This is a genomic window from Pseudomonas sp. A6 (assembly GCF_052367875.1).
Lineage (GTDB): Bacteria > Pseudomonadota > Gammaproteobacteria > Pseudomonadales > Pseudomonadaceae > Pseudomonas > Pseudomonas citronellolis.
Genome location: NZ_CP198970.1, coordinates 2,676,217 through 2,696,550, shown reverse-complemented (window position 1 = coordinate 2,696,550; position 20,334 = coordinate 2,676,217). Strand labels below are relative to the sequence as shown.

At 70.4% G+C, this 20,334-nt stretch carries 17 protein-coding genes and 1 pseudogene; 12 read left to right on the top strand and 6 right to left on the bottom strand.

Annotated features, from left to right (window positions below; all coding sequences use genetic code 11):
* The first annotated feature begins 156 nt into the window (after nucleotides 1-156).
* Nucleotides 157-429, top strand: coding sequence for a hypothetical protein (locus tag ACTWJ5_RS12180; protein ID WP_444439718.1), 273 nt, complete (start codon nucleotides 157-159; stop codon nucleotides 427-429).
* A gap of 29 nt (nucleotides 430-458) precedes the next feature.
* On the opposite strand, the pseudogene ACTWJ5_RS12175 reads toward ACTWJ5_RS12180, so the two are convergent.
* A pseudogene (locus tag ACTWJ5_RS12175) lies at nucleotides 459-658 on the bottom strand (thiamine pyrophosphate-binding protein); the annotation flags it as partial.
* Nucleotides 659-710: 52 nt separating this feature from the next.
* Nucleotides 711-947, bottom strand: a complete 237-nt coding sequence (locus ACTWJ5_RS12170) for a hypothetical protein (protein WP_444438744.1) — start codon at nucleotides 945-947, stop codon at nucleotides 711-713.
* A gap of 132 nt (nucleotides 948-1,079) precedes the next feature.
* On the opposite strand from ACTWJ5_RS12170, the gene ACTWJ5_RS12165 reads away from it, so the two are divergent.
* Nucleotides 1,080-1,310: a hypothetical protein gene (locus tag ACTWJ5_RS12165; RefSeq protein WP_444438743.1), complete on the top strand. Its 231-nt coding sequence runs from the start codon at nucleotides 1,080-1,082 to the stop codon at nucleotides 1,308-1,310.
* 20 nt (nucleotides 1,311-1,330) lie between these two features.
* Here ACTWJ5_RS12165 and ACTWJ5_RS12160 read toward each other — a convergent pair whose 3' ends face one another.
* Nucleotides 1,331-1,555, bottom strand: coding sequence for a PLD nuclease N-terminal domain-containing protein (locus tag ACTWJ5_RS12160; protein WP_009619843.1), 225 nt, complete (start codon nucleotides 1,553-1,555; stop codon nucleotides 1,331-1,333).
* Nucleotides 1,556-1,747: 192 nt separating this feature from the next.
* On the opposite strand from ACTWJ5_RS12160, the gene ACTWJ5_RS12155 reads away from it, so the two are divergent.
* The gene (locus tag ACTWJ5_RS12155; RefSeq protein ID WP_444438741.1) at nucleotides 1,748-2,107 is read left to right on the top strand and encodes a hypothetical protein; all 360 of its coding nucleotides are present in this window, start codon (nucleotides 1,748-1,750) and stop codon (nucleotides 2,105-2,107) included.
* Nucleotides 2,108-2,137: 30 nt separating this feature from the next.
* A complete protein-coding gene (locus ACTWJ5_RS12150; protein ID WP_009619841.1) occupies nucleotides 2,138-2,746 on the top strand; it encodes a Yip1 family protein in 609 nt (202 codons plus the stop codon).
* 193 nt (nucleotides 2,747-2,939) lie between these two features.
* Here ACTWJ5_RS12150 and ACTWJ5_RS12145 read toward each other — a convergent pair whose 3' ends face one another.
* The 3 genes from ACTWJ5_RS12145 to ACTWJ5_RS12135 form a co-directional block, all read right to left on the bottom strand.
* A complete protein-coding gene (locus ACTWJ5_RS12145; protein WP_444438738.1) occupies nucleotides 2,940-4,910 on the bottom strand; it encodes a PAS domain S-box protein in 1,971 nt (656 codons plus the stop codon).
* 86 nt (nucleotides 4,911-4,996) lie between these two features.
* Nucleotides 4,997-5,752, bottom strand: coding sequence for an alpha/beta hydrolase family protein (locus ACTWJ5_RS12140; RefSeq protein WP_043317116.1), 756 nt, complete (start codon nucleotides 5,750-5,752; stop codon nucleotides 4,997-4,999).
* Nucleotides 5,749-6,849, bottom strand: coding sequence for a DUF3182 family protein (locus tag ACTWJ5_RS12135; RefSeq protein WP_444438736.1), 1,101 nt, complete (start codon nucleotides 6,847-6,849; stop codon nucleotides 5,749-5,751). The genes ACTWJ5_RS12140 and ACTWJ5_RS12135 overlap by 4 nt, the downstream gene beginning before the upstream one ends.
* A gap of 921 nt (nucleotides 6,850-7,770) precedes the next feature.
* On the opposite strand from ACTWJ5_RS12135, the gene glgA reads away from it, so the two are divergent.
* From glgA to ACTWJ5_RS12095, 8 genes are all read left to right on the top strand, one after another.
* The gene (glgA, locus tag ACTWJ5_RS12130) at nucleotides 7,771-9,303 is read left to right on the top strand and encodes a glycogen synthase GlgA (protein WP_444438734.1); all 1,533 of its coding nucleotides are present in this window, start codon (nucleotides 7,771-7,773) and stop codon (nucleotides 9,301-9,303) included.
* Nucleotides 9,300-11,033 carry a malto-oligosyltrehalose trehalohydrolase gene (gene treZ, locus ACTWJ5_RS12125; protein WP_444438732.1) on the top strand — a complete coding sequence of 578 codons (1,734 nt, stop codon included), beginning with the start codon at nucleotides 9,300-9,302 and terminating at the stop codon, nucleotides 11,031-11,033. The genes glgA and treZ overlap by 4 nt, the downstream gene beginning before the upstream one ends.
* Nucleotides 11,030-13,066 (top strand): 4-alpha-glucanotransferase, encoded by a 2,037-nt coding sequence (malQ, locus tag ACTWJ5_RS12120; RefSeq protein WP_444438730.1) that lies wholly within the window; start codon nucleotides 11,030-11,032, stop codon nucleotides 13,064-13,066. The genes treZ and malQ overlap by 4 nt, the downstream gene beginning before the upstream one ends.
* A complete protein-coding gene (gene treY, locus ACTWJ5_RS12115; RefSeq protein ID WP_444438729.1) occupies nucleotides 13,063-15,813 on the top strand; it encodes a malto-oligosyltrehalose synthase in 2,751 nt (916 codons plus the stop codon). The genes malQ and treY overlap by 4 nt, the downstream gene beginning before the upstream one ends.
* Nucleotides 15,810-16,055, top strand: coding sequence for a DUF2934 domain-containing protein (locus tag ACTWJ5_RS12110; protein WP_444438727.1), 246 nt, complete (start codon nucleotides 15,810-15,812; stop codon nucleotides 16,053-16,055). The genes treY and ACTWJ5_RS12110 overlap by 4 nt, the downstream gene beginning before the upstream one ends.
* Nucleotides 16,056-16,100: 45 nt before the next feature.
* On the top strand, nucleotides 16,101-18,239 hold the full coding sequence (gene glgX, locus ACTWJ5_RS12105) for a glycogen debranching protein GlgX (RefSeq protein WP_444438725.1): 2,139 nt from the start codon (nucleotides 16,101-16,103) through the stop codon (nucleotides 18,237-18,239).
* Nucleotides 18,240-18,639: 400 nt separating this feature from the next.
* Complete coding sequence (locus ACTWJ5_RS12100) at nucleotides 18,640-19,053, top strand: CBS domain-containing protein (protein WP_043266424.1); 414 nt, start codon at nucleotides 18,640-18,642, stop codon at nucleotides 19,051-19,053.
* A gap of 59 nt (nucleotides 19,054-19,112) precedes the next feature.
* Nucleotides 19,113-20,333, top strand: a complete 1,221-nt coding sequence (locus ACTWJ5_RS12095; protein WP_444438723.1) for a zinc-dependent alcohol dehydrogenase — start codon at nucleotides 19,113-19,115, stop codon at nucleotides 20,331-20,333.
* The last annotated feature ends 1 nt before the right edge of the window (nucleotide 20,334 follow it).

The window sequence follows — 20,334 nt, the reverse complement described above, 5'->3', positions numbered from 1 at the left end:
TATAACCGGCAACTTTAAAAAACCTCACCAAGGTTATATTCAAAATTTCTTCACGCCACTTTTCCGCCTTGAAACAGCCCGGGGCTTACCTTAGTTTTCCCTTCCGCAACCTGTCGGCGTCTTGCAGAAGCCAACCCCATATCGTGAAGTCGCCCGATGGAAAGATTGCTCTCCCCGCAACAGCAACAAGAGGCGGTCAACGTCTTTCTGCGCCTGGTGCCCACCCTGGCCAGAGAGATAGAACTTTCACAACTCGCAAGCGACGAGGACCTGGGCTCCTATCGACTCAGGAAGGGCTGGGGTGAACTTTGCGCGCAAGCCAAGCATTCGGGGCTGGAGCCCTGGTTGTTCGCCCATATGTTGCTCGGCACGCCGAGCGAAGAATTGGAAAGACTCAAGGCGTTGCGCAGACATATGACCTTCCGCTGAAGCCGCTTCTCCGGTCCCGAAGAAACCTGTTCAACCTGCTGCTGGTAATCGCTGCCCAGGGAGATCACCGCCTGCTGGCCGACGATGGCCAGCACCGGCTGGAGCTCCTGCGCGCGTCGTACAGCCCGTTGAGCAGGTGGATGGCGCCGGGCCCGGAGGTGGCCAGTCAGACACCGACCTCACCAATGCGCCGAAATGCATCGGCAAGGGCGTGAATGGATGCTTGAAAAAAGCACCCCGTCCCTGGGGCGTGCATATCAAGGGGAGTTCGCAATAACTATTCAGGCAGAGCCTGGCAGGTGGCGCAATCGACATTGAAAAATCAAACCGATAAAGCCGATTCCCGCATATTGCATGAACGGTTGACGGCCCATGACCGCATCATGCTGATATCCAAATGATACTACCGCTTCTTCGCGTCCAGTGAGTCCGCGGCATACAGCGAATTGCTCGAAATTTGCGCGCAACGTCATATCCATAATTTCAACTGATGGCCTTTTTCGCTTGAGCCACTGCACTTACAGGCGTACTTTTCCAAGTCTTCTGCTACATGTTTCCCTGGATGTTCTCGGGGCCTTTCCCTTCACCAGGCTTTTCTTCCCCTCCTCATGCAAATCCTATTGAACTCCGCGCAGCGGCAGGCTGCCGTGGTGGAGTTTCTTCGCCGCGTTCCTGCCCTGGCCCGGGAGATCGAACTGTCCCGCCTCGAGGAAAACGAAGACGCACAGGCCTACCGCCTGCGCAAGGGCTGGGCCGAGCTGTGCATCCACGCCCGCGCCATGGGCGTCGAGCCCTGGCTGTTCGCCCACCTGCTGATCGGCACCCCGGCCGAACAGGTCGAGCGGTTGAAGAACACGCGCAACCCGCTGCTGCCCGACTGAGCCGGCCCTGCCCGGGCCGCTCACTCGCCGTGCTCCGCCGAGCCCGGCGGCTGCGCCATGCCGCGGGGCCCGGCGATGCCCCAGATGGCCAGGCCAACCACCGGGAAGATGGCGATCAGCAGCGCCCACAGGGCCTTGGCGTTCACGCCCTTGTCGCTGCGGAACACGCTGACGATGGCCCACAGGTCCAGCAGCACGATGATCACCGCCACGGCGATCAGCATCAGGGAGACGAACGGGGTCATGGCGCACCTCCTCGGCACAGTCGATGTCTGCGGTGGGCCGGCCCGCGCGGCCAAGGTTCCATCGCCTGGACCGGCGCCGCGGCGGCGTACCGTTCGTCCCGGTGGCTGAACATGGCCGCCGCCCTCCAGTCCTCCGAGAGACCGCCGGGGTCATGCCGGCGGCCAGCCATCGACCTACAGGAGGACCGGCACATGGGTTGGAACGACCATCGGGACGCCGCATTCACCGCCGCGCTGCGGCAGTTGTTCGCCCAGGGCAGCCTGGAACCGGACAGCCGCGAGGAGATCCTCGCCCGCTACATCCTCGAGCACGGTTTCGCCGCGCTGTCCGAGGAGCAGCAGCAACGCTTCCGCGACGAACTGCTGCCGCGGCTCAGGGAGGTCTCCGGCACCGCCGTCCTGCCGATGGACATCCCCCTGCAGGAAACCACCCCGCCGCCCAACGGCGGCATCAGCGATCCGGGCATCAACGACCCGGGCAACGAAGACCCCGGCTCGCTGCTGGAAAGCGAACTGCCGGACGCCGGTAGCAAGAGCAAGCATTCCCGCTGACAGCCCGCCGCAACGGAAGGAGGCTCATCGATGATCCCGTTCACGACCCTGCTGACCCAACCGAAACACGCCTGGGGCGACCTCAGCGCCAGCGTCGACCGTCACCCGCGGGCCTTCGTGCCGCTGTGGCTGGCCCTCCCGCTGATCCCGGCGATCTGCCTGTTCATCGGCACCACCCAGGTGGGCTGGCGACTGCCGGGCAACGACCAGACGCAGTACCTGAGCGCCAGCAGCGGCGCGCTGCTGGCGCTGTGGTGCTACCTGGGCTTTCTCTGCGGGGTGGTGATCATGGCCTACCTGGTGCGCTGGGTGCTGTTCCGCACCGAGAGCCGGCCGGACATCGGCCGCAGCATGGCCTTCACCACCACCATCGCCGTGCCGCTGATGCTGGCCGGGGTGGTGGCGCTGGTGCCCTCGCGCTGGCTGATGCTGCTCGCCGCCGCGCTGGCCACGGCCTGCTCGGCCTTCCTGCTGTTCAGCGGGCTGCCGGTGTTCATGCACCTGCGCCAGCGCAAGGCGGTGTTCTATGCCGGCTGCATCCTCGGCTTCGGCTTCCTGGCGCTACTGACCACGGCCTTCGCCTTCCTCGAACTCTGGGGGCAGAGCATGGCCGGCAGCGGCGAATACCTGGAGCAGTGAGCCCGGAGGCGGCAGCGGCTCCTCCGGGGGCTGCTGCATGGGCACCTCCTCGGGGAAGTCCTCGGGCACCTGGCTTTCCCGCTCGGGCAGCGTCGGCGGCTGCTCGGGCTGGGGCCGCTGGAGTTCGGTGAACGGGGCCATGGCGTACCTCCTGGGCAAGGGTGGCTGTCACCCTTGCTTTGGAAGCGGCGCCTCAGTTTGGTTCGGTTTTTCCGGCCTCGGCCTGCACCTCCACCAGCAGCGCCAGCAACTGCTCGCGGTCGAAGGGCTTGGCCAGGCGCCGCAGCGACGCCGGGCAGCCCTCCAGACGCGCCGAGTAGCCGCTCATCAACACGCAGCACAGCGCCGGGTGCGTCTGCCGGGCGCGCTGGATCAACTGCATGCCGTCCAGGTCGGGCATGGCGTAGTCGGTCAGCAGCAGGTCGAACGCATCGCCTTCCTTCTCCAGCAGCTCCAGGGCGTGCTGCGAGGAGTCGGCGCGGCGCACTTCGCAGCCCAGCTCCAGCAGCATGGCCGCGGTGCCGGTCAGCACCAGCGGGTCGTCGTCGACGATGAGCACACGCAGTTCCACCGTTTCCGGCAGCGCCGCCTGGGCCGCCGTGTCCTCGGCGTCGTCCGCTTCGCCGTCCGCCGCCGGGAGCACCGCCGGCAGCCAGATTTCCACGGTGGTGCCCTGCCCAGGCGCGCTGTGCAATATCAGTGCGCCGCCCTGCTGCTGGGCAAGGCCGTGGACGATGGACAGCCCGAGGCCGGTGCCCTTGCCGGTGGCCTTGGTGGTGTAGAAAGGCTCCGCCGCCCGGCGCAGGGTCTCGGCGTCCATGCCCTGGCCGGTGTCGGAGACCGCCAGGCACACGTAGTCGCCGCCGGCCAGGTTGGTGCGCTGGCCGTCCAGCAGCGTCTCGTTGCGCGCCGAGATGGTGATGGCGCCGCCCTGGGGCATGGCGTCGCGGGCGTTGGTCGCCAGGTTGATGATCGACAGTTCCAGCTGGTTCTGGTCGCTCATCACCCGGTTCAGGCGCAGCGGGAAGCGCGTTTCGATAGTGATGGTCGGCCCCAGCGAGCTGAGCAGCAGCTCGCTCATGTCCTGCAGCAGCGTCGGCAGCTCGATCGGCTGCGGGAACAGCCGCTGCTTGCGCGCGAAGGCGAGCATCCGCTGGGTCAGCTGGGCGCCGCGGCGGGTGGCCTCCAGGGCGTTGCGCCAGATGTCCTGGACGCGCTCGGCGTCGGCCGGCAGGTGCCGGTGCAGCAACTGCAGGCCGCCGATGATCACCGTGAGCAGGTTGTTGAAGTCGTGGGCGACGCCGCCGGTGAGCTGGCCTAGGGACTCCATCTTCTGCGACTGGACCAGCTCGTTGCGGGCCCGCTCCAGTTCCTCCTGGGCGTAGCGCTTGTCGGTGATGTCGCGGGTGATCTTGGCGAAGCCCAGCAGGGTGCCGGCCTCGTCGTGGACCGGGTCGATCACCAGGTTGGCCCAGAAGCGGCTGCCGTCCTTGCGCACCTGCAGCCTCTCCTCCTCGTAGCGCCCCTCGGCCAGGGCGATGTTCAGGCTGCGTTCGGGCACGCCGTCGTTGCAATCCTCGACGGTGTAGAAGCAGGAGAAGTGCCGGCCGACGATCTCCTCCGGACGGTAGCCCTTGATCCGCTGCGCCCCGGAGTTCCAGCTGGCCACGCGGCCGTCGGGTTCGAGCATGTACAGCGCGTAGTCGGACACGCCGTTGACCAGCAGGCGGAACTGCTCCTCGCTGCGCCGCAGCGCCTGCTCGGTCTCGTGCTGGGCGGTGCGGTCGCGGGTGATCTTCACGTAGCCCAGCAGCTCGCCGCTGTCGTCGCGCACCGCATCCATCACCACGTGGGCCCAGAAGGTCGAGCCGTCGCGATGCAGCCGCCAGCCCTCGCTTTCATAGCGGCCCTCGCGCGCCGCGGTGGCCAGCGCCCGCTCGGGCAGCCCCGCCTCGCGGTCGGCGGGCAGGTAGAAACAGGAGAAATGCCGGCCGATGATCTCGCGCGCCTCGTAGCCCTTGAGCCGCTGCGCCCCGGAACTCCAGCTGCCGACCAGGCCGTTGGGGTCGAGCATGTAGATGGCGTAGTCCGTCACTGCCTCCATCAGCAACCGATAGCGGGCGTCCTCCACCAGTTGCGCGTTGCTGGCGATCGTTCCTGACATGGCGTTCCTCCACCGAATCGCTTCAGCAAAGCACAGCTTCGCCGGGCGCACCTCCCTGGCCGCCCAAAGGAGCACCCCGGCGTGCGTCAGCCCAGCACCAGGCGGTTGGCGCGCTCGCCCACCACCATCTCGGTGATCCAGCGCACCAGGATGTCGGTATAGGCGTCCTGGGCCAGCTCGGTGCTCAGGGCGTGATCGGCCTGGTCGATGATCCGGTGGGTCAGCGAGTGGGTCTGCTGGAAGGCGGCCCGGTAGCTGAGGATGGTGGCGCGGGGGATGAAGTCGTCGTGCTCCGACTGCACCAGCAGCACGTCGCCGGTGAAGGCGGCGCAGGCGCGCAGGGCGCGGTTGCTCGCCGCCGGCACGCGGCTGGAGCGGTACGCCATCAGGTCGTCGCGGGGCAGCTCGCGCTTGGGCCGGTCCCAGTCCTCGTCGCGGTACAGCGCCGGCACCCGCAGGGCCAGCCAGCGGATGCGGCGCAGCTCGGTGAGGATGCAGGCGAGGTAGCCGCCATAGCTGGTGCCGACCACGGCGATGGCCTCGGGGTCGATCTGCGGGTGTGCGGCCAGGCGGTCGTAGGCGGCCAGCAGGTCGCGCAGGTTGTGCTCGCGGGTGATCCACTCGCGCTGGCGCTCCTCGGCGCCGTGCCCGCGCAGGTCGAAGGTCAGGCACACGCAGCCCAGGCCGGCGATGCCGCGGGCGCGCTTGAGGTCGCGCTGCTGGCTGCCGCCCCAGCCGTGCACGAAGAGCACGCCGGGCACGTGGGTGCGAGGGCTGAGGAAGTTGCCCTGCAGACGCAGGGAGTCGACATCGATGTCGACGCGCTCGTCATAAGGCGTCATAGGTCCTCCACCATGGCGTATTTCAACAGGAAGTCGCCACGCCGGTCGGGGCCGCGGTAGATCACCCGGGCATTGGCCGGCAGCGCCTTGTCCTCGAATATCTCGAAGGACGAAGCACGCACCGCCTGCAACGCCGGATCGGCTACGAAGGCCTGCAACGCGGCCAGCTCTGCGCCGCTGGCGCCGCCGACGCGCCAGGACTGCTCCAGCACGCCGCTGCGCGCGCGGCCGGCGGCATCGATGTCCTGGGCGACGTCGTAGTTGCGCCGCGAGGCGAAGAAATGCGGCAGGCACTGGCTGGCGGCCCGGTCGAAGGCCCGGCCCTGCTGGATGGCCAGGCGCACCTCGGCGGCCAGGTCCAGCCCCAGCAGGGCGTCGAAGCCGCCGCGCACCACCAGCAGGTCGGAGCCGCCGTAGACCAGCTCGCCGCGGGCGTTGCGGTTCTGCTGCTGGAAGCCGTGGTAGGACAGCAGCACGCCGCTGACCTGGGCCTGGCCGACGCTGTAGGTGCGCACCTCGCCGAGGTCGTCCTCGATGGCCAGGCCGGCCAGGTAGTCCGCCTCGTCGTAGCCCGCCAGCGCCGCTTCCAGCTCGTCCGCATCGGCCACCACCCGCTGCCCCAGGCCGCCGCGCCCGCCGGCCGGCTTGAGCCGCTGCGGCCCCCGCGGCAGGCGCGCGCTGGCGCAGCGCCAGGCGTCCTGGCGGCAGAACGCGCTGTGGCCGTCCAGCACCACCGGCGCCACCCGCTCGGCGAAACCGGCCGCCCAGCCCTTGGGCGTCAGCGCGGCCTGCTCGATCAGCGGATGGACGATGGCCTTGCCGGCCTGGTGGGCCTGCTCGACGTAGCCGCCGAACAGGTCCAGCGGCCCCTGCACGCCCAGTTGACGGGCCTGCTCGCGGCCCACCAGGGTCTCGCTGGGCACCCAGTAGTAGTGGCGCTGCGGGTCGCGTTCCGCGGGCGGGCCGTCGAAGAACTCCAGCCCCTGGATTTCCGCCAGCCAGCGAGCCAGTTCGCGATTGCTGCAGGCATCCTCGGGCGCCGGTTCGGCCTGCGGCGAGGTGGCAATGACGATACGGCGGTTCTCGGCGTGGATCATGCGGCCGCTCCCTTCGTGCGTGGCACATGAACACTCGACTGTGCCCGCAGTCAGTGGTTCTACACGCCCGATGAAGCGAGAACAGGACGATGGACCCGGACCGCGAAGCGCAGATACGCCAGATGTCTTGCAGGCCGCGCCGAGGTGCTTTTCGTAGGATGGGTTGAGCTTGCGAAACCCATGCGGTCATGGTGATGGGTATCGCTTCGCTCAACCCATCCTACGGGTGTGTTTGCCGCGGAGATAGGTGCCGGGGATCAAGAGCACCCTCACCCCAGCCCTCTCCCGCAAGCGGGAGAGGGGGCCGTCCGCGCCACCGGAGTGTCCGGCGGGGGCGTTGAGTCCAATCGCGGACAAGGTCCGCCTACGCCCGTGCTTCCTGGAACCGTAGGACCTTGTCCGCGATTCGGACTTCCAGAGAAATAGCCGAGCGCACCGAAACGCCCCTTCAGCAGGCCGAGCGAAACCGGCGCTCAGGAGGTCATGCAACATTGACAAAAAAGTGACTAGCCCGAGGGGGCGAAACAAGACGGTCGGGCAAACCCGGAGCGGCGCAGAAACACCCAGGTCGAAGCAACCGGCTCCCACGGACCACAAGCCCCTCCATCCCCCCTGCAAAATGCGCGGCACCTCCACCTGGGTCGTGCAACACGCCCGCATCACAACGCCATCAAACCCTCGCTTTATCCTTTCGAATCAACGACCTAGCACAGGCGCACCGCCTGGTACGGAGCCTGCTTTCCGCTCTTGCGCAATAGATAGACCGAAAGAATGGCTACCCCATGCCCCGCCGGCCTGCCCCGGCAGAAAATCGAAACTTCGCGCCGTGCGTTCCGGTCCCCCGGAAGAGGCCGCCCGCGAAGGCGACCACCCCATGCGGCCGGCAGGACTACCCGGCCCACTGCAAAGAGGAAGCGGAAGATGCAAAACCTGCTGGCCGATGCGCGCCTGGAAGACCCCTGCCCACCCGAGCTGCCACCGTTTTCCCTCACGGAGGAAGTCGCGCCCAGGCGCCGCAGGCGGATCCTCTTCGTCACATCGGAGCTCACCGACTTCGTCAAGGCCGGCGGCCTGGGCGACGTTTCCGCGGCCCTGCCGCGGGCGCTGCTGGCCGAGCACGACATCCGCGTGCTGGTGCCCGGCTACCGCCAGGTGCTCAAGGGCGCGGTGGCCTGCAAGGTGGTCGGCCACCTGCCGGGGCTGGCCGCGCTGCCGCCCTGCGACATCGGCGAGCTGCAGCTGGACGACGGCCTGCGCGTCTACGTGGTGATCTGCCCCGAACTCTACGACCGCGACGGCACCCCCTACGGCGACGACGCCGGCAACGAATGGCCGGACAACCACATCCGCTTCGCCCGCCTGAGCCTGGCCGCCGCCGACCTGGCCGCAGGGCTGGCCACCCCCGGCTGGTGCCCCGAGCTGCTCCACGTCAACGACTGGCCCAGCGCCCTGGCCCCGGCCTACATGGCCTGGCGCGGCCAGGCCACGCCCAGCCTGCTGACCATCCACAACCTCGGCTACCAGGGCGCCTGCCCGCTGGGCTGCTGCGCCGAACTGGGCCTGCCCGAGCACGCCGGGCTGCCGGAGAGCATGGAATTCTACGGCCGGCTGTCGTTCCTCAAGGCCGGCCTCAACCATGCCAGCCACATCACCACCGTCAGCGAAACCTACGCCCGCGAGATCACCGGCGAAACCTTCGGCTGCGGCCTGCAGGGCGTGCTCGCCCAGCGCCACCGCGAGGGCCGCCTCAGCGGCATCACCCACGGCATCGACGCCAGCTGGGACGCGCGCAGCGACCCGCATCTCGTCGCACGCTTCGACGCCCGCCACCTGCAGGGCAAGCGGCGCAACGCCGAGTACGTCGAGCGCAGCTTCGGCCTGCTGCCCGGGCGCGGCCCGCTGTTCGCCGTGGTCTCGCGCCTGGTGCAGCAGAAAGGCATCGACCTGACCCTGGCCATCGCCGACCGCATGATCGAGGCCGGCGGCCGCCTGGTGGCGATCGGCCGCGGCGAGCCGCCGCTGGAGCAGGCCATGGCCCGGCTGGCCGAGCGCTACCCCGGCCGCGTGGGCGTGCGCATCGGCTTCGACGAAACCCAGGCGCGGCGCATCTACGCCGCCAGCGACTTCCTGCTGATGCCCTCGCGCTACGAACCCTGCGGGCTGAGCCAGATGTACGCCCAGCGCTTCGGCTCGCTGCCCATCGCCCGCTGCACCGGCGGCCTGGCCGACACCATCGTCGACGGCGTCACCGGCCTGCTGTTCCGCGAAGGCGACGCGGACAGCTACTTCGAAGCGGTGCAGCGCGCGCTGAACATCTACCGCTACCCCGAGCTGCTCAACGCCATGCGCTGCAAGGCCATGGAGGCCCCGCCCTACTGGAGCGAGGCGGCCCGTCCCTACACCCGGCTGTACCGCGACCTGCTCGCGGAACTACCCGCGAGCGTGCGCCGATGAGCCGCCAACTGCCCCGCGCCGGTGCCCTGCCGCAGCCCGACGGGCTGACGCGCTTCGCCCTCTGGGCGCCGGACGCGCGCCGGGTGGACCTGCAACTGGGCGACGGCAGCCGCTTGCCCATGCAGGCCCTGAACGACGGCTGGTACAGCCTGGAAATCCCCTGCGCGGCCGGCAGCGCCTACCGCTTCTGCATCGACGAGCGCCTGTCGGTGGCCGACCCGGCCTCGCGGGCCCAGGCCGGCGGCGTGGAAGCCGACAGCCTGGTGCTCGACCACACCGCCTACGCCTGGCAGAGCCGCGAGTGGCGCGGCCGGCCCTGGCACGAGACGGTGCTCTACGAACTGCACGTGGGCCTGTTCGACGGCTTCACCGCCCTGCTCGACTTCCTCCCGGGCCTGGTCGAGCTGGGCGTCACCGCCATCGAGCTGATGCCGCTGGGCGCCTTCCCCGGGCGCCGCAACTGGGGCTACGACGGCGTGCTGCCCTACGCCCCGGCCGCGGCCTATGGCACGCCGGAAAACCTCAAGCGGCTGATCGACCAGGCCCACCTGCTGGGCCTGATGGTCTTCGTCGACGTGGTCTACAACCACTTCGGCCCCCAGGGCAACTACCTGGGCGAGTACGCCTCGGGCTTCTTCGGCGAGCAGCCCACGCCCTGGGGCCACGCCATCGACTTCGCCCGCCCGGCGGTGCGCGAGTTCTTCATCGGCAACGCCGAGATGTGGGTGCGCGACTACCGCGTCGACGGCCTGCGCCTGGACGCCGTGCACGCCATCGCCGACAAGGATTTCCTGGTCGAGCTGGCCGGGCGCGCCCGCGCCGCCGCCCAGGGCCGCCACCTGCACCTGGTGCTGGAGAACGAGGACAACCAGGCGAGCCTGCTGCGCAAGGGCTTCGACGCCCAGTGGAACGACGACCTGCACCACGTGCTGCACCACCTGCTGACCGGCGAGCGCGAGGGCTACTACGCCGACTACGCCGAGGCCACCACCGCCAAGCTGTGCGCCTGCCTGGGCGAAGGCTTCGTCTTCCAGGGCCAGCGCGACTACCGCGGGCGGGCGCGCGGCGAGCCCAGCGCGGACCTCCCGCCGCTGGCCTTCGTGGCCTTCCTGCAGAACCACGACCAGGTCGGCAACCGCGCCCTGGGCGAGCGCCTGGTCGCCCTGAGCCGCCCCGAGCGCCTGCGCGTGGCGGTGGCCCTGGTGCTGCTGGCGCCCATGGTGCCGATGCTGTTCATGGGCGAGGAATGGGGCGAGCGCAACCCCTTCCTGTACTTCACCGACTACCAGGGCGAGCTGGCCAAGGCGGTCAGCGACGGTCGGCGCCAGGAGTTCGCCGCCTTCGGCCGCTTCTCCGGCGCCATCCCCGAGCCCAACGACTACGAGACCTTCGTCGCCTCGCGGCCGCGCCCGGAGCACGCCGACAGCAACTGGCGCGCCCACTACCGGCGCCTGCTGGAGCTGCGCCACGCCTGGCTCATCCCGCGCCTGGGCGGCACCCGCGCGCTGGGCGCGGTGCCCCTGGGCGAGGCGGCGGTCAGCGCGCGCTGGCGCCTGGGCGATAGCAGCCTGTGGCGCATCGAACTCAACCTGGGCAGCGAGCAAGTCTTCGTCGAAGCGCCGGCGGCACAGGCGCAGATCCTCTTCTGCGAAGGCCAGGAAGTCGCCGACTACCGCGCCGGCCGGCTCGCCCCCGGCAGCCTGGCCCTGAGCCTGGAGGAAAGCCCATGAGCGATGCGCTGCTGCGCGACCTGGCCGGCGAAGTGGGCCTGAAGCCCGACTGGGTGGACGCCGACAACCGCCCGCAGCAGGCCGGCCCCGACGTGTTGCGCCAGGTGCTGGAGGCCCTGGGGCTGCCGGCGCAGAGCCCCGAACAGCTGCGCCAGAGCCTCGCCCTGGTGCGCCAGGAGCGCGCCGCGCCGCCGTCGCTGCTGACCCTCGACCAGGGCCGGCCGCTGCAGCTGGACCGCCTGGCCAGGCCCAACGAGGCCTTCCGGCTGATCCCCGAGCGCGGCGAAGACATCGAAGGACGCCTGGACGAAGCCACCGCCCTGCCCCCGCTGGCGCAATGCGGCTACTACCGCCTGCAACTGGCCGAGCGCGAACTGAGTCTGGCCGTCGCCCCGCCGCGCTGCCCCCAGGTGCCGGAACTGTGCGGCGGGCGCCGGCGCGCCTGGGGCCTGGCCGCGCAGCTGTACGCCCTGCGCGAACCCGGCGACGGCGGCCTGGGCGACCTGGCGGCGCTGGAAGCCCTGGCCCGCAGCGCCGCCGCCAAGGGCGCCGACGCCCTGGCCATCAGCCCGCTGCACGCCATGTTCGCCGCCGCCCGCCAGGCCTACAGCCCCTACTCGCCATCCAGCCGGCTGTTCTTCAACGAACTGCACGCCGCGCCGCGCCAGGTGTTCGGCCAGGCCGCGGTGGACCGGGCCATCGCCGAGGCCGGGCTCGCCGGGGAACTGCACGAACTGGAAAGCCTGCCCCTGGTGGACTGGCCAGGCAGCGCCCGGGCCCGCGAACGCCTGCTGCGCCAGCTGCACGCCAGCTTCGCCCGGGCCGACGCCGGCCTGCGCCGCGACTTCCAGCGCTTCCGCCGCGACGGCGGCGAGGCCCTGCTGCAGCACTGCTGTTTCCAGGCCCTGCAACGCCGGCGCGGCGAAGCCGGCGACGGCCTGGACTGGCGCCGCTGGCCGGCGGCCTATGGCCGCCCGGAGGCCGAGGGCGTGCGCCGGTTCCTCCTCGAACAGCCGGAGGAAATCGACTTCCAGCAGTTCTGCCAGTGGCTGCTGGCGCGCAGCCTGCAACACACCCAGCGGGCCGCGCGCGAGGCCGGCATGGGCATCGGCCTGATCGCCGACCTTGCGGTGGGCGCCGACCCGCGCGGCAGCCAGGCCTGGATGCGCCAGGACGAACTGCTGGCCGGGGTCAGCGTCGGCGCCCCGCCCGACGTGCTCAACCGCGCCGGGCAGAACTGGGGCATCTGCGCCTTCTCGCCCCACGGCCTGCGCCTGCACGGCTACCGCGCCTTCATCGAGATGCTGCGGGCCAACCTGCGCTACCCCGGCGGCCTGCGCATCGACCACGTGCTGGGGCTGCGCCGCCTCTGGGTGATCCCCGAGGGCGCGCCGCCGCAGGCCGGCGCCTACCTGGAATACCCGCTGGACGACCTGCTCCGGCTCATCTGCCTGGAAGCCTGGCAGGCGCGCGCGCTGATCGTCGGCGAAGACCTCGGCACCATTCCCGAGGGCCTGCGCGAGCGCCTCGCCGAACACAGCATCCTGGGCATGCGGGTGCTGCTCTTCGAACAGGCCGGCGGCCACTTCCACGCCCCACGGCAGTGGTCCGCCGAGGCCCTGGCCACCACCAGCACCCACGACCTGCCGAGCCTCGAAGGCTGGCGCCAGGGCCACGACATCGACTGGCGCGAACGCCTGGGCCAGCGCAGCGGGGAGCAGGCCAGGCAGGACCGCGAGGAACGCCAGCGCGAGGTCCAGGGCCTGGCCCGGGCGCTGGACGAGGACGGCATCGGTCACGAAGCGCTGGATGGCGCCATCGAGTTCGTCGGCCGCACCCCGGCGCCGCTGGTGCTGCTGCCCCTTGAGGACGCCCTGGGCAGCGTCGAGCAGCCCAACCTGCCCGGCCCCGGCGACGAGCACCCGAACTGGCGCTGGCGCTACCCGGCGCAGGCCGGGCAGATGCTCGACATCCCCGCGGTGGACGCGCGCCTGCAGCGGCTGGACCAGGCGCGCCGGGAGGGCGAGCGATGAACGCCATCCGCGCCACCCTGCGCCTGCAGTTCAACCGCGACTTCACCCTGGACGACGCCCTACCCTGGCTGGACTACTTCGCCGAGCTGGGCATCAGCCACCTCTACGCCTCGCCGCTGCTCACCGCCCAGCCCGGCTCCGGCCACGGCTACGACGTGGTCGACCCCACCCGCATCAACCCCGAGCTGGGCGGCGAGGCGGCCCTGCGCCGGCTGGTCGGCGGCCTGCGCCTGCGCGGCATGGGGCTGATCGTCGATAGCGTGGCCAACCACATGCGCATCGGCCAGGCCAACCCCTGGTGGCAGGACGTGCTCAAGTGGGGCCTGGCCAGCCCCTACGCGCACTTCTTCGACATTCATTGGCGCAGCGACGACCCGCTGCTGGACCGCCAGGTGCTGCTGCCCTGCCTGGGCGGTGATTACCTCGACGAGCTGCAGGCCGGGCGCATCCGCCTGGGCTTCGCCGAGCACGCCGGCTGCTTCCAGCTGCACTATGGCGAGCACTGCTTCCCGGTGTGCCCGGCCAGCTACGGCATGATCCTGGTGCACGCCGAGCAGGGCCCGCTGTACGAACTGGCGCCGCGCTTCGCCGAGCTGCGCGGCCACCCCCAGGCCCGCGTGCTGGCCACCGCCCTGTGCCGGCGCCTGGCCGCGCTGCTGGGCGATGCGGCCCTACGCGAACGCCTGCTGGGCTTCTACCGGGTGACCGAAGGCCAGGACTGGCGCCCCCTGCACCGCCTGCTGGAACACCAGCACTACCGCCTGGCCAACTGGCGGGTGGCGGCCGACGACATCAACTGGCGGCGCTTCTTCGACATCAACGAACTGGTCGGCCTGCGCGTGGAGCTGCCGGACGTGTTCGGCGCCTGCCACGCCTACCTCCTGCAACTGATGCAGGAAGGCCTGGTGGATGGCCTGCGCATCGACCACGTCGACGGCCTGGCCGACCCGCGCGGCTACTGCCGGCGCCTGCGCCGCGCCTTTTGCGACGGCGCCGCGCCGCTGTACGTGGAAAAGATCCTCGCCCCCGGCGAACACCTGCCGGCGGACTGGCAGGCGGACGGCACCAGCGGCTACGACTTCATGAACCAGGTGTCGCTGCTGCAGCACGACCCGCGCGGCGAAATCCCCCTGCGCGCGCTCTGGGAGCAGGCCAGCGGCCGCCGCCAGGGCTTCGACGAAGAGCGCCTGGCGGCCCGCGAATGGGTGCTGCGCGGCGCCTTCGCCGGCGACCTCGAAGGCATGGCCCAGCAGCTCTGGCAACTGGCGCGCACCGACCTGGCCAGCCGCGACCTGCCGCTGGGCTCCATCCGCCGCGCACTGTTCCAGCTGCTGCGGGCCTTCCCGGTGTACCGCAGCTACGCCGGCGCCTGCGGCCGCTCCGCGCAGGATCGGCGCTACTTCGAACAGGCCCGCGCGCTGGCGGCCGAACGGCTGGACAAGCACGACCGCCGCACCCTGGCCTGGCTCGACCGGGTGCTGGGCGGCGAGCCACTGCGCGCGGTGCCGCCCGGGCCGCTGCGGCAGAAGCGCCGGCAGGTGCTGGCGCGCTTCCAGCAGCTGACCCCGCCCATCGCCGCCAAGGCCCTGGAAGACACCGCCTGCTACCGTCACGCCGCGGCCCTGGGGCGCAACGACGTGGGCTTCGACCCGCAGCGCCTGGCGGCCCCGCCGGCGGACTTCCACGCCGCCTGCCAGGCGCGCCTGGCCCAGTTCCCCCGCGCCCTGCTGGCCACCGCCACCCACGACCACAAGCGCGGCGAGGACTGCCGCGCCCGCCTGGCCGCGCTGAGCGAGCGCGCGCCCTGGTTCGCCGAGCAGGTGGCGCAGTGGCGGCCCCTGGCCGCGGCCCTGCGCCACCCCGAAACGCCCCACGCGCCCAGCGGCGGCGACGAACTGATCCTCTACCAATGCCTGCTGGCCAGTTGGCCTCACGACCTGGCCGAAGACGACGCCGAGGGGCTGCGCGCCTACCACGCGCGCATCGCCCAATGGCAACTCAAGGCCCTGCGCGAAGCCAAGCTGGAAACCGACTGGAGCGCGCCGGTGCAGGCCTATGAAAGCGCCTGCGCGGACTTCCTCGACGCCCTGCTCCTGCAACCTGCCGGCCTGGCGCTGCGCCAGGCCATTGCCGCGGCGGTCCGGGCGCTGATGCCCGCCGGCGCCCTCAACGGCCTGGCGCAGTGCCTGCTGCGCTGCACCGCCCCGGGCGTGCCGGACCTGTACCAGGGCTGCGAGTTCTGGGACTTCAGCCTGGTGGACCCGGACAACCGCCGCACGCCGGACTACGCCCGGCGCCAGGCCGCCCTGCAGGCGCAGCCGAACTGGCCGCAGCTGCTGCAGCACTGGCGCGACGGACGCATCAAGCAGGCCCTGCTGCGCCAGGCCCTGCAACTGCGCCGGCGCTGGCCGCAGCTGTTCAGCCAGGGCAGCTACCAGCCGCTCGAACTGCACGGCGAGCACGCCGATTGCCTTTTCGGCTTCCTGCGCAGCCAGGCCGGCCGGCACCTGCTGGTGCTGGTGCCGCGGCTGTGCGCGGGCCTGCTGGAAGACAGGCCGCAGGTGCCGCCCGAACGCTGGGGCGACACCCGCGTGCGCCTGCCCGCCGAACTGGCCGGCCGTCACTGGCAGGGCCTGGCCGCCGGGCACCGGGACGACGGCGGCGAACTGGCGGTGGCCGAAGTGCTGGGCGAACTGCCGGTCAACCTGCTGATCAGCGTCGACGAGCACCAGGAGGCAAGCCCATGAAGATCGACGAAGCGCGCGTCCGCGAACTGGCCCACCAGATATGGGAATCCGAGGGCCGCCCCGAAGGCCAGGCCGAGCGCCACTGGCGCATGGCCCGCAGCCTGGCCGAGGCCGAGCAGGCACAGCTCGCCCAGCGCGAGCCTCCTGGCGAGCCGCCGGAAAGACCGGCGCTGCTGCAGAAACCGCCACGGCGCAAGGGCAAGCTGCCCGCCGCCAATCCCGAGCGCCCTGACGAGGGCTGATCCCATGCACCCGCCCCGAATCACCGGCCAGCAGAGGAAACCCCCATGAGCAAACGCTCGCACTCGCGAGTCACCGAGGGTCGCCCCTTCCCCCTGGGCGCCACCTGGGACGGCCTGGGCGTCAACTTCGCCCTGTTCTCGGCCCACGCCACCCGCGTCGAACTGTGCCTGTTCGACGCCAGCGGCAAGCGCGAACTGGAACGCATCGAGCTGCCCGAGTACAGCGACGAGATCTGGCACGGCTACCTGCCCGACGCCCACCCCGGGCAGATCTACGGCTACCGCGTGCACGGCCCCTTCGAACCGGACGCCGGGCACCGTTTCAACCCCAACAAGCTGCTGATCGACCCCTACGCCCGCCAACTGGTGGGCCAGCTGCGCTGGTCCGAGGCGCTGTTCGGCTACACCATCGGCTCGGCCGACGCGGACCTGAGCTTCGACACCCGCGACAGCGCGCCCTTCGTGCCCAGGTGCAAGGTCATAGACCCGGCCTTCACCTGGGGCGAGCAGCAGTTCACCCGCATCCCCTGGGACGAGACGCTGATCTACGAGGCGCACCTGCGCGGCATCAGCATGCGCCACCCGGCGGTGCCCGAGCGCCTGCGCGGCACCTGCGCCGGGCTGATGAACGCCGAGCTGATCAAGCACCTGCGCCACCTGGGCATCAGCAGCCTGGAGCTGCTGCCGGTGCACGGCTTCGTCGACGACAAGCACCTGCTGGAAAAGGGCATGAGCAACTACTGGGGCTACAACAGCATCGCCTTCTTCGCGCCCCACGCCCGCTACCTGGCCAGCGGCCATGTCAACGAGTTCAAGGAGATGGTCGCGCACCTGCACGACGCCGGCATCGAGCTGATCCTCGACGTGGTCTACAACCACACCGCCGAGGGCAACGAACTGGGTCCGACGCTGAGCATGCGCGGCATCGACAACGTCTCCTACTACCGCCTGCAGGCCGACGACCGGCGCTACTACGTCAACGACTCCGGCACCGGCAACACCCTCGACCTCAGCCACCCCTGCGTGCTGCAGATGGTCACCGACTCGCTGCGCTACTGGGCCACGGAAATGCGCGTGGACGGCTTCCGCTTCGACCTGGCCTCCATCCTCGGCCGCTACGCCGAAGGCTTCGACGAGCGCCACAGCTTCCTGGTGGCCTGCCGCCAGGACCCGGTGCTCAGCCACCGCAAGCTGATCGCCGAACCCTGGGACTGCGGCCCCGGCGGCTACCAGGTGGGCCGCTTCCCGCCCGGCTGGGTGGAGTGGAACGACCGCTTCCGCGACACCGTGCGCAGCTACTGGCGCGGCGACGAGGGCCAACTGCCGGACCTGGCGCGGCGCCTCACCGCCTCCGGCGACCTGTACAACCACCGCGGCCGGCGGCCCTACGCCTCGGTCAACTTCATCACCGCCCACGACGGCTTCACCCTGCGCGACGTGGTGTCCTACGACCACAAGCACAACGAGGCCAACGGCGAGGACAACCGCGACGGCCACGACGACAACCGCTCCTGGAACCACGGCGAGGAAGGCCCCACGGGCGATCCGGCGATCCGCCAGCTGCGCCTGCGGCAGATGTGCAACCTGATGGCCACCCTGCTGCTGTCCCAGGGCACCCCCATGCTGCTGGCCGGCGACGAGTTCAGCCGCACCCAGCAGGGCAACAACAACGTCTACTGCCAGGACAACGAACTGGGCTGGATCGACTGGAACCTCGACGACGAGGGCCGCCAGCTGCTGGCCTTCACCCGCTACCTGATCCGCCTGCGGCGGCGCTACCCGATCCTGCGCCGCGGGCGCTTCCTGGTCGGCGAGTACAACGCCGAGCTGGGGGTGAAGGACGTGACCTGGCTGGCCCCCGACGGCCGCGAGATGACCCAGGAGGACTGGGAGACACCCCAGGCCCGCTGCCTGGGCATGCTCCTCGACGGCCGCGCGCAGCCCACCGGCATCCGCCGCAGCGGGGCCGATGCCACCCTGCTGCTGTTGCTCAATGCCCACCATGAGGCGTTGCAGTTCCAGCTGCCCGGCGTGGCCCAGGGGCGCGACTGGCAGTGCCTGCTGGATACCATGGCCGATCCGCCGGCGCTGGACGACGGGCTGGTGCACGGGTTCGATGCGGCCTTCGAGATGGGGCCGCGGTCGTTGGCGTTGTTCGTGTTGCGCAAGGATGGGGATGGCTGAAGGAGCCGCGAGGGCAGCGCGGAACCGCCCTTCCGCTCTTCGTAGAGCGAACGCCGTCTGCGATTGGCCTCCTGGTCCAGCCCGGAGCGCGCGGAAACGGACGCTTCGGGTTCGGATCCGGCGCGCCCTGTGGCCAAGGCCAGGCGGCGGATAACCGCGAACGGGTATGCGCCCTACGATCACCGGCTGACGCTGCGTTATCCAGCCACGCCGAACGGCCCCTCTCCCTCTGGGAGAGGGCTGGGGTGAGGGCAACGGACTCCGCCCCCACTCCACCGCCAGCCCCACACTCCCCTCCCCAAACAATCCATGAAATCCGCCTGAACGGTGCCCCCACCGCCCAGTCGGAAGCTATAGGCGTCCGCGAAGGCGCCCAACCGCAACCGCTACGGAGGACAGCATGAAAATCAGCGAAATCATGACGCGCAACGTCCAGACCACCGCCCCCGACACCCCATTGCACCAGGCGGCCGCGGCCATGGCGCGGATCGACAGCGGCGCGCTGCTGGTCAACGACGGCGACCGCCTGGTGGGCATGGTCACCGACCGCGACATCGTCATCCGCGCGGTGGCCGCCGGCCTGGGCGTGGATACCCCGGTGTCGCGGGTGATGAGCGGCGACATCCACTACTGCTTCGAGGACGAGGACGTGCAGCACGTGGCCAGCAACATGGCGCAGATCCAGATGCGCCGGCTGCCTGTGCTCAGCCGCGAGAAGCGCCTGGTGGGCGTGGTCTCCCTCGGCAACATCGCCGCCTGCCGCGATGCCAAGGCCAGCGACACCGTGCTGCGCGGCGTGGCCCAGGCCCACTGAGCTTCCCCTGGCCACGGCACCACCCGGGCCGTGGCCGGCCGGATAGCGGGGAGAACGACATGAAAGCTGTGGTATTCCACGACGTAGGCGACATCCGCCTGGACGAAGTCCCGGCGCCGACGCTGCGCCAGCCCAACGACGCCATCGTGCGCCTCACCGCCTCGGCGATCTGCGGCACCGACCTGCACTTCGTGCGCGGCAGCGTGGGCGGCATGAAGCCCGGCACCATCCTCGGCCACGAAGGCGTGGGCATAGTCGAGGAGCTGGGCGACGAGGTGCGCAACCTGCAGGTGGGCGACCGGGTGGTGATCCCCTCCACCATCGCCTGCGGCAACTGCGTGTACTGCCGCGCCGGCTACTACGCCCAGTGCGACGTCGCCAACCCCGGCGGCCGGCGCGCCGGCACCGCCTTCTTCGGCGGCCCCGAGGCCAACGGCGCCTTTCACGGGCTGCAGGCCGAGAAGGCGCGCATCCCCTACGCCAACATCGGGTTGATCCGCCTGCCCTCGCAGATCGGCGACGACCAGGCGATCCTGCTCTCGGACATCTTCCCCACCGGCTGGTTCGGCGCCGAACTGGCCGAGGTGGGCATCGGCGACACCGTGGCGGTGTTCGGCTGCGGCCCGGTGGGCCAGTTCGCCATCGCCAGCGCGCTGCTCAAGGGCGCCTCGCGGGTGTTCGCCGTCGACCGCCACCCCGACCGCCTGCACATGGCCCGCCAGCAGGGCGCGGAGGTCATCGACTTCGAACGCGAGGACCCGGTGCAGGCGCTGCTCTGGCTCACCGACGGCATCGGCGTGGACCGCGCCATCGACGCCGTCGGGGTGGACGCCGAGCGCAGCCACGGCGAAGTCACCCCGGCCCCCGGCGCAGGCCACGAGACGCCCTGGACGCCGGGCAACGCGCCGGCCCAGGTGCTCGACTGGGCGGTGGCCGGCCTGGCCAAGGCCGGCACCCTGGGCATCATCGGCGTATACGGGCCGGACTCGCGGACCTTCCCCATCGGCGTGGCGATGAACCGCAACCTGACGCTGAAGATGGGCAACTGCCACCACCGCAAGTACATCCCGCAACTGATCGAACTGGTGCTCAGCGGGCGCATCGACCCGGCCAAGGTGCTCACCCAGGTCAAGCCCATCAGCGACGCCATCGCCGCCTTCGAGGCCTTCGACCAGCGCCAGACCGGCTGGGTGAAGGTCGAGCTGCAGCCGCAGCGCCGGCATGCCGCCGAGGGCGACGAGGAACACGTCCGCCAGCCGGCGCCGCCCGCCACGGAGTGAC